Source organism: Phycisphaerae bacterium, assembly GCA_012729815.1.
In the GTDB taxonomy this organism is placed as follows: domain Bacteria; phylum Planctomycetota; class Phycisphaerae; order JAAYCJ01; family JAAYCJ01; genus JAAYCJ01.
The window spans coordinates 1-13,673 of sequence record JAAYCJ010000364.1; the positions used below are offsets into that span (position 1 = coordinate 1).

A 13,673-nucleotide genomic window follows, 5' to 3' on the forward strand; every position below is an offset into this window, starting at 1 on the left:
CATCTTTCTGGTGATGATGGAAGGCGGCGACGACTGGCGGGTGATGGAGCGGACGATGAACATCCATCCGACGTACGCGGAGGGGATATCCCAGATGATACGCAAACTGGCTTCGAGGACGGGCGACGAGGATTGAGGAACGGACGATGAAGGCGACGCGAGACGTGCGATGGGGAACGGATGGGGACTGGACGACGGGCGAGATCGAGTTTCGGCTGGTCGCGCCGGGCAAGCGCGAGGTCAGCCTGATCGGGACGTTCAACGATTGGCGCGAAGGACGCGACAGCCTGAGGCAGGACGAGGACGGGGTTTGGACGCTGGAGAAGGACCTGGGCCAGGGGCATCACGAGTACGCCTTCGTGGCCGACCGGATGCGGATCGCCGATCCGTACGCCCGGCGGGTGCGCTGGACCGAGTATGGACCGGTGGGGGTCATCGAAGTACCGTCGCAGGAGTACGCGTGGCGGCACGACGAGGCGTGGCGGCCGCCGTTCGAGGACCTGGTGCTGTACGAGATTCACACCGGCGACTTCTCGCCCGAAGGGACGTTCGACGCAGTGACCCAGCGGCTGGACTATCTGCGGGATCTAAAGGTCAACGGACTGCTGCTGATGCCGGTGACGGTCGGCGACGAGCGAGATTACTGGGGCTACAGGCCGGTGTTTCTGTTCGCGGTGCGTGAGCGATTCGGCGCAGCCGACGATCTGCGGCGCCTGGTGGACGAGGCCCACGGGCGCGGCATGGCGGTGATCCTGGACACCGTCCTGGCCCACACCGGACGAGACCATCCGTACATGCAACTGTACGACTGGGACCACAGCCCCTGGTACGGCGAATCGCTCTCGGGCATGAAGAACGATTTCGGCCTGCCGACGCTGGATTACCGCAAGGAAGCGACGCAACACTACCTGCGAGACGTCAATCAGTACTGGCTGCGGGCCTATCACGTGGATGGCTACCGTTACGACTACGCCAAGCTGATCGGTATGGACAATGGGGACGGCATGCCGTTCCTGGTGAAGACCGCACGCGAAGTCAAACCCGACGCTCACCTGATCGCTGAGCACGTTCCCGAGGATCCAAAGATCACCGACGAGACGGGCATGAGCGGGGTCTGGCACCAGCAGATCGTCCTGGGGGTCGAGGCCATGCTGACCGAAGACTCGGTGCAGGACAAGAGCTGGGACAACCTGGACGATCTGGTCAAGATGATCGATCCGACCCGCGACGGCTACAAGTCGGGCCAGGTGTGGATCAACTACACCGAGAGCCACGATGAGGGGCGGGTCGTGGAGAAAGTCATGAGCCGCGGATTCGACGAGGTTACGGCGCGGCGGAAAGCGGCCTTGGGGATTGCCATCATCTGCACCATGCCGGGCCAGCCGATGCTCTTCCACGGACAGGAGTGGGGTGAGAACTCCGCCAAGAACGAGCAGGAAAACAAGATCCATTGGGCCAAACTCGAAACCGAAGGGGGGCGCGGCCTGCATGCGTTCACCAGGCGGATGTGCCAACTGGTGCACGAGCATTCGGCGCTGCGGTCGGCGGGTTTCGCGGTGGACGCGGTGGACAACGACGCCAAGACCCTGGTCTACCACCGCTGGAACCAGGAGGGGGACGAACTGCTGGTGGCGCTGAATCTGCGAGGCGAGCAACAGACGCTCAGGATACCGTTCCCAAGCGAAGGGCGATGGAAGGAGATCTTCACCGACCGCATGCTGGAAACGGACGGCGAGACGTCGTACGAGATGGAGGGCTATTCGCCGGCGATCTTCGTAAAGCAGGGATCGCTGACAGGGTGGGGCGATGGATGAAACATACTTCGATAATCGTGACGGAACTGCGTTCAAAAGGTCCGACGTTGTTTTCTGAGGGAGGATACAGAGATGATCAGGAAGATTGGATCGATCTGCATGTTGGCGATGGTCCTGTGCTGTGGCGCCGCCCAGGCGCAGGACGTGGCCGTCGTCGTGCCGGAGGCTGAGCCGGCGCCGGCGGCGCTGGGCCCCTCGTTCTTCGCGGCCCTGGTCGCGGGCGTGATCCTGGCCGTCGCTTTCCAGTTGGTGCTGACGCATCTGTCGCTGGCCGCCGGGGTCTCCGCGGTGGACATGGAGGAGATCGGCAAGGGCAAGGACAGGGACAGCGAGAAGGCCCGCTCGGAGTCGTGGGGCCGTACGGCCCGCAAGATCACCACGGGTTACGGGGTCTGGGCCCTGGTGACGGCGAGCATCGCCCTGTTTTTCGCGAGTTGGCTGGCCGTAGAGTTGAGCCTGACCGGCGACCTTTTGCTGGGCGTGGTGATCGCCCTGTCGATCTGGGGGCTGTTCTACGTGGTGATGACCAGCCTGGAGCTCTCGGCGATGTCGTCGCTGGTGGGAACGCTCTTCAGCACCGCGACCTCGGGCCTCAAGGCCGCCTACCAGACCACCGCCTCGATGCTGGGCAAATCGCCGGAAGACCGGGCGGTCGACGCCGCCAGCCAGGTGATCGACAAGGTCCGCAAGGAGATCTTCGGGGATGGCGACGGCGAACACCTGCGCGAAGAGCTGGAGCACTTCGTCGAGGAACTCAAGCCCGCCCAGTACACTCCGGAGCAGATGCGCGAGGAACTGCGAAAGCTGCTCTCCGAAGTTGAGCTCAAAGCGGTCGTCGAGTACGAGGGTCCGCTGCTGGAGGAACAGACGATCCGGGCCTCGCTGGAACAAAAGGGCATGAGCCGCGAAGACGTCGCCGCGGTCTCGGGAAGCCTCAAGGACGCGATCGGCAAGATCCGCGAGGAGTACAAGTCCGGCAAGGACACCGGCACCATGGTCGCCGACGCCACCATGCGGGTGACCGGCATGTCCAAGGAAGAGGCCCAGCAGTATCGGGCCAAGGTTGAAGACTACCTGCGCAACACCGGCCGGCCCGAACTGAACCCTGAAGGGATCAAGCAGGACATCGAGAAGCTCTTCCACGATCCTGCCGCGGGTATGGAGGCGCTGCGGGCGCGATTCTCGCAGGTGGACCGCGATACCGTCGTGGCCGCCCTCTCACAGCGCGAGGACGTCTCGGAACCGGAGGCCCGCAAGATCGCCGACACCGTGATGAACGCGATTTCCTCGCTGACCTCGCGGGCGGAAAGCGGAGGCGCCTCGGCCCGCGATCAGGCGGCCGGCAAGATCCGCGATTTCCTGGGCAAGATGGAGGGTCCAAAGCACCGCTACGAGCAGGTCAAGCGGGGTGTCCAGCGGGTGCTGCAGGATCCCAAAGCCGAGGCCAGCGCGCTGGCCGACCGGCTCAGGCATCTGGATCGCGACAGTATCAAGGATATCCTCAGCTCCAGCCGGTGGATCTCCGATCAGGATGCCGAGCAGATCGTCACCAAGATCGAATCGGCCCGCGACGAGGTGATCCACAAGGCCGAGCAGATGAAGGACGAGGTGGACCGCCGGATCGGGCAGGCCAAGGATGAAGCTCGCCACCAGGCCGAAGAGGTGCGCAAAACCGCGGCCTCCGCCGCGTGGTGGACGTTCGGGACGGCGGTGGTCTCGGGCGTGGCCGCCGCCATTGGCGGCCTGATCGCCGCCGGGTGGGAATGGTAGAAGCATGATCGACGGTGGACAACGGGTGAGGGCTCGCCGCCCGCGCGACCGGTTCGTGCGGGCGGCGAGGTCGCGCGAGAAGACCAAAACAGGCATGGTCGAATGACTGACGGTGCCAACGGACAAACCGTGAAACGGAAGGTGACCGTGGGGCTGCTGGCGACGTTGACGATCGTCGCGACCGCGTGGTTCCTGCGGGCAACCTACGTGGTGAGCATGCCGCTGGCGTTCGCATTCTTTCTGGCCCTGCTCATGCGCCCGGTCCAGGTCTGGGCGGAACGCCAGGTGCAGGAGCGGTTCAAGTGGCTCGGCCTGGTGTTGACCGTGGTGGTGATGCTGGGTTTCCTGGCGGTGGTGCTCGCCTTGCTGTGGCTGAGCCTGACCCTGGTGATCGCCAAGGTCCCGGAGTACGTGGACCGGCTGCAGGAGGCATGGTCCAATCTGGAGGAGATGGCCAAGGCCCACCAGGTGTCGATACCCCAGGAACTGATGGACCCGCAGACCGTTGGCAGCCGGCTGGTGAGCATGGCGACCACGGTGTTCACGCACGCCTGGCAGATCGTCGCGCTGCTGGTGCTGATCTTCTTCATGGCCGTGCTGCTGCTAATGGAGTGGGACAACTGGCGGGATAAGGTGCTTCTGAGCTTCCCGGGCGAGCCCGGCCAGGCGGCGGTCGAGACGGTGGATACGCTGGCCCGCAAGATTCGCCGCTACCTGGTCGTGTGGACCTTCATGAGCGTGCTCTCGGGCGTCATCGCCGGAATATGGCTGTGGGCGATGGGCGTGGACCTGGCATTTCTGTGGGGACTGCTGTTCTTCGCCTTCAACTACGTGCCCAATATCGGTTCGGTGGTCGCGATGATCCCGCCGACCCTGACCGCCCTGGTCCAGTTCAACATCGGATGGGCGCTGGTGGTGGTGCTGGGACTGGCGGTCCTGGAGCAGTTTACGGGTAACTACCTGGCCCCGCGGTTCCAGGGTCGCACCCTGATGATCTCGCCGCTGGTGCTGCTGCTGTCGATCCTGTTTTGGGGATGGGTCTGGGGCATTCCGGGGGCGGTGCTCGGCGTGCCGATGACGGTGACGCTGGTGGTGGTCGGCTCGCATATCCCCGCGCTTCGACCGATGGCCCTGCTGTTCAGCCGCACGCCGGGCGAAGAACCCGGCGAAGTCGCCGAGTAGGATGGGCGTCGCCCACCGGATAGCCGGAACGTGGAATACAAACTGAGCGGGATTGGAGGATGCTGCCATGGGGGCAAAACGATTCTTCGGCATGTTCAAACAGGCCGTCAATGATTTCATCGCCGATGAGGCCATGACGCTGGGAGCGGCACTGGCCTTCTACGCCATGCTCTCGCTGGCCCCGCTGCTGATCCTGGTCTTCTCCGTCGTGGGGCTGGCCGGCGAGGGCTTCCGCGAGGATCTGACCGCCAACATCAAGGCCCAGGTCGATCCCAAAGCCGAAGGGGCGGTCGACCTGGTCGTCAGCAACGCCTCGCAGCAGCAGCGAACCGGCATCATCTCGACCATCATCAGCCTGGGCTTGCTGGTGCTCTCAGCCACCGCCGTCTTCGCCCAGCTTCAGACCTCGCTGAACAAGATCTGGGACGTGGAGGCCCGATCCGGCCAGGGCGTATGGGGATGGATTCACAAACGGCTGTTGTCGCTGGCCATGGTCGCGGGCATCGGCGTGCTGGCCCTGGCCTCGGTGCTGGTCAGCTCGTGGATCGGCCGGGCCACGATGGGCGGCTGGGCGTTCTGGAAGGTCCTGGATACCGCCGTGTCGGTGGGCGTGTTCGTAGCCGTCTTCGGACTGATCTACAAATTCCTGCCGGATGTGAGAATCGGATGGCAGGAAGTCTGGGTCGGCGCCCTGATCACCGCCGTGCTGTTCGTACTGGGCAAGTATGCCCTGAGCCAGTACTTCGCCTACAGCAGCGTGGGCTCGGTCTACGGGGCCGCCGGATCGCTGGTGGCCCTGCTGCTGTGGATCTACTACTCAACCCTGATCTTCTTCTTCGGCGCCGAACTCACGCAGGTCTACGCCGACCGCTACGGCAGGCTCATCGAGCCGGACGAACACGGCCAGTGGGCTCCGGACGCCAAATGGAAGCAGCGAAACCAGGAGCGGGAAGAGGCTCCGGAAGACCAGATCAAGCACGTGCAGGGCGGGGAGAAGACGTAACGGGGCGGTCACGGGCCGTACGGATCGGCCGGGAGGTCGGTGATGTTCTTCAACACCTGGTACGACGTGTGGCGGGTGATGGTCGTCGGGGTGCTGGTCTATGTGGCCCTGGTGACGCTGCTGCGAATCTCGGGCAAGCGGACGCTGGCCAAGATGAACGCCTTTGATCTGGTGGTGACGGTGGCCCTGGGTTCGACGCTGGCCTCCGCCCTCCTCTCCAAACAGGTGAGCGTGGCTGAGGGCGTGACGGGGCTTGCCGTCCTGATCGTGCTGCAGTACGCGATCGCGTGGCTCTCCGTGCGGGTGGGGTGGTTCCGCCGGGCGGTGCGATCCGAACCGGCCCTGCTGCTGTACCGGGGAGAGTTCCTGTCGGCGGTCATGAAACGCCAACGGGTCAGCGAGCAGGAGGTCCGCCAGGCCATCCGCACGAACGGCGCGGCCAAGATCGAGGACGTCGAGGCGGTCGTGCTGGAGACCGACGGCACCTTCAGCGTGCTCAGTTCGATCGGCGCGGAAAATCCGACCGCCCTGGCCGACGTGGCGGGCCGCCACGAAGGTCTGAAAAGGCCACTCGCGCAGCCACGGAACTGACTCTGCCGGCGGCGGTATTCGTCGTCCTGCACATCAGCCCGGACTTTGAAAGCCGTCTGCACAAGGTTCTCTCCGCGGCTGGTCCGCTGCCCGCTGTGCAGGTTACCGACCGTGCGATCTTCAGGCCCGGCGTCATCTACGTGCCGCCCTCGAACCACCACCTGCTGGTCAACCGCACCGAAGTGGCCGCGGTTTTCGGACCACGCGAGAACCGCTCGCGGCCTTCCATCGATACCCTCTTTCGGTCCGCCGCGGCCTACAACGGTACCCGTGTCATCGCGATCCTGCTGACCGGCTACCTGAACGACGGGGTCAACGGCCTGGCGGCGGTCAAGCAGTGCGGCGGCGTCGCCATGGTACAGAGTCCGCAGGAGGCCGACGCGCCCGATCTGCCCGAAAACGCCATCCGGCAGGTCGACGTCGATCAGGTCCTGACGCTCGAACAAGTCGCAGCCGAAATCCGTCGGATCGCGGGAGCCCCCGTCGATCAACCCGTTGTCAACGTCCCGGAGGAGATCATGGAAGAAGTCAAATTCTCCGAACACCAAGTGCCCGATCTGGACCGAATGGATGCCCTCGGCGACCGCACGCCCTACACGTGTCCCGAATGCGGAGGCACGCTCTGGAACGTCAAGGGCCGCGACCCAGCCGGCCACTACGTCTGCCACACCGGACACTCCTTCACCATCGAGTCTTTTTTGAGTGGTCAGGCCGAGGTGATCGAAAACTCGCTGTGGGCCGCCGTCCGCTACCTCCAGGAACGGGCCAACGTACTCAAGAAGCTCTCCACCGACGCCCGAACGCGGGGCAAAGAGAGCACAACGGCGGACTTTGAACAAAGAATGGATGAGATGAAAAAGCACGCACTGATCATCCGCCGGTTCATCATGTCCGGCATCTTCTCCGCCGCCGATACGCCCAAGCCGGCCGCGACCGGATGACCAGCGCCCGTCAGCCGCCGGACCGGCAATCGGCGCGCCGGTCATGAGCTTGCGCTTTTCATCGCGGAGTTGAGCTCCACGATCAGCGAATTGTCGAGGCAGTGCCGCATCTGCGGAATGATGCAGGGCATGCCGCACGTAAGCGTCGGGTCGCGATACCAGTTGGTTTCGCGGACGTCGAGGTTCAAATCGGCGCAAACTACGCCGTCGCTGTGAGTTTCGGCGAGGATCGCTCCGGACGACTCGATGATCATGCTGGGCGGGTTGATGGAGGCGGAGACGAAATGGATGCCGTTGTCCAGGGCCCGCGTCCGCCAGGTGATCGGCTTGCCGCCCGCGACGGGCAGAAAGAGGATTTCAGCCCCTTGATGGGCGTAGTATCGGGCGACTTCGGGAAACCATTCGTCGTAGCAGATGTGCACGGCGATGCGGCCGAAGTCGAGGTCGAAGAGGGGGTAGTCTTCGCCGCAGGAGAATCCGCTGACGAGTTCGCCGAAGGTCAGGTGCGTTTTGTCGTACTGGCCGATGAACTGGCCCTGGCGGTCAAAGAGGACGGCGGTGTTGAAGACGTATCGGCCGCGGCCTTCGATCAGGCCGCACAGGACGTGCATGCGGTACTTGCGGGCCGCTTCGGCCAGGACGCGGCAGGTGGGGCCGTTTGGGACCGGTTCGGCGGCGTCGGTCCACGTGCCGTATTGGGCTTCCGGCACGCCGACCACCGGGCAGAACTCGGGTAGCACGACGATATCCGGACGAAGCACGCCCGCCTGGTCGAGCTTTTCAGTAATGCGGCGGCGGTGCGACTCGAGGGTCAGCGTGTCGCGCGGCGGGCCGAATCGGATCGTGGCGACCCGGGCGCAGCGGTGTTTCGGCGGGTCGATGGCGACCAGGCGGGGATCCGACCATTCGATGCTGCCGCGATCCGAGGCGCGAAAGAACAGCTCGAACCGCCGCTCGAGGTCGTGCTCGCCGAGGCGAAACCGCTGGCTCATCCGCACCGGTTCGGCAGACCACGGCTGTTGCGGCAGCAGAAAATGTCCAGCCGCTTGGGCGAAGACGGAAAGGTTTGGGTTCTCGATCTGCTCGACGCGAGCCAGGACGGATGCCTCGTACCACCGCCCGGATTCCAGTTCGAGGTCCGCCCGCCACCAGCCGAACGCCCGCCGGTCTCCGTTTCCGGAAAGCACCAGCCGCGCCGGCCCGTCGCCGTCGCGCCGCTGTTCGTGTCGCGGGGCCAACTCCGGCCGCGGCGCACCAAACGTCCACGCATCCGAACTCATGTCGGCCACCCGATTCGCCGTCGAAGCATCGCTCATGGTCCACGGTCTCCTTGGGGCTGCTCTTGCAGACCATTAGGACGCGCGGCGGGAATGATGTCAAGATGGGCGCCGGCGAAGACCGCCATCTTACTGGAGCGTGTGTTTCCACCAGACCCAGAAGCCGTCACCGGCGTTGAAGTGGGGCTCCAGGCCCTCATTGTGATGCTCGACCCGGCCGTCCACGCACAGGACGCTGCAGCCGATCCGGCCGTTGAGCCAGTGGTTGGTCTGGTGCGGCCAGGTGCGGCACTGGTCGGTCATCACGACCGACCAGCCTTCCGACTGGTCCACCCGCCACGGCGATCGGTAGCCGTTGAGGAACCAGGTGTCGAGCCACCACGGGTAGCCGGCCAGGTAGGTATAGCCGATGATCGAGTAGGGGCCGCCGGGCTGCGTTTCCCAATACGTCCAATAGGCCCGGCTCTCGGGTTTGAGCGGGCAGTAGAAGAGCTCCTGCGTCGCCTTGTACTGGTCCATCACGATCTGGTTGAATTGCGGGAACCGCACGACCTCCGGGCTCTTCCAGTCGCCGCCTTCGCGGTAGAAGTAGAGGTACCAGCCGTTGTTGTCGTCGGTGTACATCTGGTGGATCAGGCCCCACTGGCGCAGTTGGCTCTGGCAGCCGGCGACTCTGGCCTGATCGCGTGCGGCCTGCAGGGCCGGGAGCAGGATGGCCACCAGCACGGCGATGATCGCGATGACCACGAGGAGTTCGATGAGGGTGAATGCGCGGGCGTTATGCGGTCTCACGGTTTGTTCTCCACGAAGGTTGGATACGCGCCGCTTTCGGTCCATTCGGCGTTGTGTCTCGGACCGACCGTCATCCGCGGCGTCGGTTCCGACAGCATGCTTCGGGCGTTTGCTCATGCGGAATGCTCTCCTGCCGGTCGAACCGACTCGCGTATCACCAGCTCCGAAGGGATCGTTACGTGTTCGGGCGGGCGGTTCACGTCGCCCAGCCGCTTGCGCATCAACTCGATCACCGCCCGGGCCGCCCGCGTATACGGGCAGGCGACCGTGGTCAGCGGCGGCACCAGGTGGCGGGCGAACGACACGTCGTCCAGGCCGGCCAGCGAGACGTCGCGCGGCACGTGGATCCCAGCCCGCCAGAGCCACTCCATCACGTGGCGGGCCATCCAGTCGTTGCCCGCGAAGATCGCGGTGACCGGATCGTCTCGTCGCACCAGTTCGATCACCCGCCGGCCGATCGCCTCGTCCGGCTCGCGGCCGTAGGGAATCTCGACCAGCCGCGAGGGGTCAACCGCCACACCGGACTCGGCCAGGGCGTCGCGATAGGCCTGCCACCGGCCGCCGGTGATCCGTTGCGGGTCGCCGGCCAGACACTCGGCGACGTGCGAACTGACGTAGGCGATCCGCCTATGGCCAAGTTGCAGCAGGTATTGCATCAACTGCCGCAGTCCGGCCTCCAGGTCGATGTCCACCCGGTCAATGGGAAAGGGATGGCGTTCGAAGCTCGGAAACATGGCCACCGGGGCGGCGAACTCGCGGGCCAGCGGGGCCAGGCGGTCGCCGGCGCCCTCGCCGCTGTGCAGGAAGACGCAGATCGCGTCGAGGTTGACCCCGTCGAAGGTCCGGATCAACTCGCCCCCGCCGGCGTGGGCGTCGACGGTGGTCTCGACGCAGGTGAAGCGGATTCCGCGTCGCCGGCAGACGTCGACGAAGGCGGAGACGATTTCGGTCTCAGCGGCTTGGTCTTCCGGCTGATCGGCCCGTTCGAAGATCAATCCCAGGTGTCCCAGCTCGCGGCGTTCCTCCCGCCGGCCGGACTGGAGGCTCACGAAGCTGCCCCGCCCGTGCTCCTTGCGGATGATCCCGCGTTTTTCGAGGGTGGCCAGCGACTGGCGCACGGTGTTGACGCTGACCTGGTATCGGGCCACGAGTTCGGCCTGGCTGGGCAATTTGGCGCCCAGCGGCAGCCGGCCGCTGTGGATCTCGTCGAGGATCAGGTCCGTGAGCTTGCGGTGCAGGGCCGGTCTGGTGCGTATCCGTGTTTCCGAACGGCTTGGCATGCGATGATCCTGTTAATCAGGGATGCCTCAACTTATACCAATGAGTTTGGGTTGTGTCAATGGTTCGCTTGGCGGGGCCATGTCACTTCGCTGGATGTTGCGGTAATGGGTGATAGGTACGACAAATGGCATCAGCCGGTCGGCCTGATCCTCGTTCCGGAGGGATAAGCGCCGTAAGTACAGGGTAACGAATGTGTTATATCTGGACAGGATTGGCGGCACTGGAGTTGACAGGCTATTGACAGTTACGGTGATACCCGGTATACTAAAGCCAATTGTCCCATTGATGGTACATTTGGACGCCGATGGTGATGAAGAAGGTGCTCGAAAACCTGGAGCCCGGTGGTCCGCCGTCGGAGTCGCCACGGTATCTGGCCCTCAAGGCCGATCTGCGGGATCAGATTCTGCGGGGGCGGATCGCCCAGGGGTCGCAGATTCCGCCGGAACATGAGTTGTGTCGGCGTTACGGGATTTCACGGAACACGGTTCAGCGGGCGGTGCGGGACTTGGTTCGCGAGGGTTTGGTCACGCGCCATCGCGGGCGCGGGAGTTTCGTGCGGTTTCGCCGCAGCGATCATCAGCAGACGCTGGTGGGCGTGCTGTGGCCACGGCACAGCGGGCGTCCGGGGGCGTACGAGGAAGTCTTGCACGGGGTCGAACGGGCGGCAGAGGAGGCTGGGTTCCATCTGACCACCGCGGACACCCGGAACGATCCGGTCCGCAGCATCGAGTTGGCGAAGCACTTCAATGAGAGCAAGACAGTTGGGGCGCTGTTTATTCCGACGCAGGGGCTGGATTGCGATCAGGTCAATCGCGAGGTGATCCGGACGCTGCGCGACGCTGGGCAACAGGTGGTCCTGATCGACACGGACCTCGACGGCGGTGAATCGTTGAGCAGCGTGGTGAGTCGCAACTTCGAGGGCAGCTATGCGGTGACGCGGCACCTGATCGGTCTGGGCTATCGGCGGATCGCCCACCTGCGCGGTCCGCACAACTCGACCACCGAGGAGCGGCTGGCGGGTTTTGCCGCGGCGGTCCGCGAAGCGGGGTTGGCGATTCGCCCGGAGTACACGTTGATGGTGGCGGCCCGCGACGTCGACGAGCAGGGCGTCCAGGAGGTCGACGTCTTTAAGGCGATGGCTGAGCCGCCTGAGGCGGTGGTGTGCATTCACGACCTGATCGCGTTGAACGTGCTTCGCCGATGCGCGGAGCGCGGCATTCGGGTGCCGGAGGACCTGGCGGTCGTCGGGTTCGACGATCTTCACCAGGCGCGGGTGTGCAGCCCGCCGTTGACCACGGTCCGCCAGCAGCTTTTTACGATGGGCAAACGGGCGATGGAAATTCTGGTCCAGCGGATACGCGGCGAGACGCCCGGGCCGGTCAAGGAACGGCTGGCCTGCGAACTGGTGGTCCGCCGGTCGTGCGGTGCGTATATCAATCAACAGGTGCAGACATGAGACGAGACGCTTGTGGAAAGACGGCCTTTACGCTGATTGAGCTTCTGGTGGTGGTGGCGATCATCGCGGTGCTGGTTTCACTGCTGCTGCCGGCTTTGAACGGTGCGCGTGCGCAGGCGCGGCTGGTGGCGGAGCAGAGCGGTCTGCGTCAGTGGGGCGTGGCCCACGTGCTGCACGCCAACGAGAATGACGACTGGTTCGCGCCGACTCCTCGCGGTGATCCGGGGAGTCCGGAACTCGTACACACCGGCGGATTTGTCAGCTACTTCCTCAATCACTTCCGGATTGACCCGGCGGCCTTCTACTGTCCGCTCAAGCCGGCCAAGCTCGAGAACATGGTGCTTTGGGACTACTATACGCTGATCGGCTACAACTACTTCGGTCGGTATGAGGACTATCCAACGTATTTCCATCACGATTACAAGTCTCCGGTCCGGGTTTCGACGTCGGAGCCGTGGTGGGTCTTGATGAGCGACGAATGTCGCGGGTGGGCCAGTCAGACCAACCATTTCTTCGGCGACACGATCGGAACCAACGTGCTCTGCGTGGACGGGCACGTGGTCTATCAGGAATTCTGCTTCGGGTCGACGTACATCCATTTCGACGCTGGCAACGCCTACTGGCAGTTGTGGGACGACACGCGACGGTGATTTGCAGGAAGGATGACGCCATGTTTTCAAACGGGAGTCTGTGTATGCGCCAAGTTTTGGGTCTTGCGATGCTGATGTCGATCGTTGCCGCGGCCTCGGCGGTGGCCGATGAGCCGGCCGAGCGGCTCGACCATCTTCAGCGGGCACTGGCTGCGCATCAGCGGATGTATGACTACGCCGTTGCTCGCGGTCTGACTCCGTCGGCGGCGCGGCAGGCGGCGTGGGAGGCGTTCGGGCCGGCGGTGGAGGCGGCTGCGAAGGATCCGGCCCAGCTTGACGCAGCCGAGGCGGCGCTGCGGGCGGTCGAGGCGACGCTGCCCGATGAGAGCCGGCGTCTGCTTTTCCTGAATCGCATCGCCGAGTGGACGGCGGCGGCGCCTCTGCTCCGCAATCATGCCAAGGAGGCGAAGTTCGTCGATCAGCAGGCCCAGCTCGCCCGTCAGGTCAGCGATCCGCGGACGGAGCTGACAGGCATCGAGGAGGAAGCCGACCAGCTATGGGGCGAAGCGGCCGTGTTCGACCTGCCGTATCAGCCGGGCCTGGGCGTCAACGGTTTCGGCCGGTTCGGCTGGCGAAACTCCAACGGCACGCTCTGCGACAACGTGGCGTTCGAGAGCATCAAGACCACGACGCAGGAACAGCAACTCGGGCGGATTGCGGCGGGCGATCTGGAGATGAGCAGCGCCGGAGCGGTGCTCAGTTTCGCCGAGACCGCGATCCATCTGGCCTTTGCACCGGCGCTGATCGGCAACGTCGCCGATCGCGGCCGAGGGCCCAACTGGATCGGCGCGCAGGTGGGCAACGTCCACATGACCCTGCAGCGGCCGTCCACACGGTTCGACGCGCCGGAGGCGGATTTCGCATTTCGGCTTGAAGGGACGGCGCTCGACCGTTCGTTCATCGGATTCGTCAGCTC

At 64.5% G+C, this 13,673-nt stretch carries 13 protein-coding genes; 10 read left to right on the plus strand and 3 right to left on the minus strand.

What is annotated here, in order from left to right:
• From GXY33_22880 to GXY33_22910, 7 genes are all read left to right on the plus strand, one after another.
• Positions 1-136: hypothetical protein (locus GXY33_22880; protein ID NLX07997.1), on the plus strand; the 136-nt coding region annotated here is incomplete at its 5' end.
• Between the two features lie 10 nt (positions 137-146).
• Positions 147-1,814, plus strand: a complete 1,668-nt coding sequence (locus GXY33_22885; GenBank protein NLX07998.1) for a hypothetical protein — start codon at positions 147-149, stop codon at positions 1,812-1,814.
• Between the two features lie 72 nt (positions 1,815-1,886).
• On the plus strand, positions 1,887-3,584 hold the full coding sequence (locus GXY33_22890; GenBank protein ID NLX07999.1) for a hypothetical protein: 1,698 nt from the start codon (positions 1,887-1,889) through the stop codon (positions 3,582-3,584).
• Between the two features lie 129 nt (positions 3,585-3,713).
• Positions 3,714-4,766, plus strand: a complete 1,053-nt coding sequence (locus tag GXY33_22895; protein ID NLX08000.1) for an AI-2E family transporter — start codon at positions 3,714-3,716, stop codon at positions 4,764-4,766.
• A gap of 67 nt (positions 4,767-4,833) precedes the next feature.
• The gene (locus GXY33_22900; protein ID NLX08001.1) at positions 4,834-5,769 is read left to right on the plus strand and encodes a YihY/virulence factor BrkB family protein; all 936 of its coding nucleotides are present in this window, start codon (positions 4,834-4,836) and stop codon (positions 5,767-5,769) included.
• Between the two features lie 42 nt (positions 5,770-5,811).
• Complete coding sequence (locus tag GXY33_22905) at positions 5,812-6,360, plus strand: DUF421 domain-containing protein (GenBank protein ID NLX08002.1); 549 nt, start codon at positions 5,812-5,814, stop codon at positions 6,358-6,360.
• 95 nt (positions 6,361-6,455) lie between these two features.
• Positions 6,456-7,301 carry a chemotaxis protein CheB gene (locus GXY33_22910; GenBank protein NLX08003.1) on the plus strand — a complete coding sequence of 282 codons (846 nt, stop codon included), beginning with the start codon at positions 6,456-6,458 and terminating at the stop codon, positions 7,299-7,301.
• A gap of 41 nt (positions 7,302-7,342) precedes the next feature.
• On the opposite strand, the gene GXY33_22915 is transcribed toward GXY33_22910, so the two are convergent.
• The 3 genes from GXY33_22915 to GXY33_22925 all read right to left on the minus strand — a co-directional run bounded on the left by GXY33_22915 (position 7,343) and on the right by GXY33_22925 (position 10,650).
• Positions 7,343-8,617, minus strand: coding sequence for a carbon-nitrogen hydrolase family protein (locus GXY33_22915; protein NLX08004.1), 1,275 nt, complete (start codon positions 8,615-8,617; stop codon positions 7,343-7,345).
• A gap of 90 nt (positions 8,618-8,707) precedes the next feature.
• Entirely contained in the window at positions 8,708-9,415 is a 708-nt protein-coding gene (locus GXY33_22920; protein NLX08005.1) for a type II secretion system protein, read from the minus strand.
• Positions 9,416-9,483: 68 nt separating this feature from the next.
• Entirely contained in the window at positions 9,484-10,650 is a 1,167-nt protein-coding gene (locus tag GXY33_22925) for a substrate-binding domain-containing protein (GenBank protein NLX08006.1), read from the minus strand.
• 305 nt (positions 10,651-10,955) lie between these two features.
• Between GXY33_22925 and GXY33_22930 the strand changes: the two genes are divergently transcribed.
• The 3 genes from GXY33_22930 to GXY33_22940 form a co-directional block, all read left to right on the plus strand.
• A complete protein-coding gene (locus GXY33_22930; protein NLX08007.1) occupies positions 10,956-12,107 on the plus strand; it encodes a GntR family transcriptional regulator in 1,152 nt (383 codons plus the stop codon).
• The gene (locus tag GXY33_22935; GenBank protein NLX08008.1) at positions 12,104-12,757 is read left to right on the plus strand and encodes a prepilin-type N-terminal cleavage/methylation domain-containing protein; all 654 of its coding nucleotides are present in this window, start codon (positions 12,104-12,106) and stop codon (positions 12,755-12,757) included. Before GXY33_22930 ends, GXY33_22935 begins: the two co-directional genes overlap by 4 nt.
• 44 nt (positions 12,758-12,801) lie before the next feature.
• Positions 12,802-13,673 (plus strand): hypothetical protein (locus GXY33_22940; protein ID NLX08009.1); only part of this gene is annotated, 872 nt, incomplete at its 3' end.

Coding starts and splice junctions, on each gene's coding strand:
- GXY33_22885 (NLX07998.1), top strand. CDS start 147: ATGAAGGCGACGCGAGACGTGCGATGGGGAACGGATGGGGACTGGACG.
- GXY33_22890 (NLX07999.1), top strand. CDS start 1,887: ATGATCAGGAAGATTGGATCGATCTGCATGTTGGCGATGGTCCTGTGC.
- GXY33_22900 (NLX08001.1), top strand. CDS start 4,834: ATGGGGGCAAAACGATTCTTCGGCATGTTCAAACAGGCCGTCAATGAT.
- GXY33_22905 (NLX08002.1), top strand. CDS start 5,812: ATGTTCTTCAACACCTGGTACGACGTGTGGCGGGTGATGGTCGTCGGG.
- GXY33_22915 (NLX08004.1), bottom strand. CDS start 8,617: ATGAGCGATGCTTCGACGGCGAATCGGGTGGCCGACATGAGTTCGGAT.
- GXY33_22920 (NLX08005.1), bottom strand. CDS start 9,415: ATGGACCGAAAGCGGCGCGTATCCAACCTTCGTGGAGAACAAACCGTG.
- GXY33_22925 (NLX08006.1), bottom strand. CDS start 10,650: ATGCCAAGCCGTTCGGAAACACGGATACGCACCAGACCGGCCCTGCAC.
- GXY33_22930 (NLX08007.1), top strand. CDS start 10,956: ATGGTGATGAAGAAGGTGCTCGAAAACCTGGAGCCCGGTGGTCCGCCG.
- GXY33_22935 (NLX08008.1), top strand. CDS start 12,104: ATGAGACGAGACGCTTGTGGAAAGACGGCCTTTACGCTGATTGAGCTT.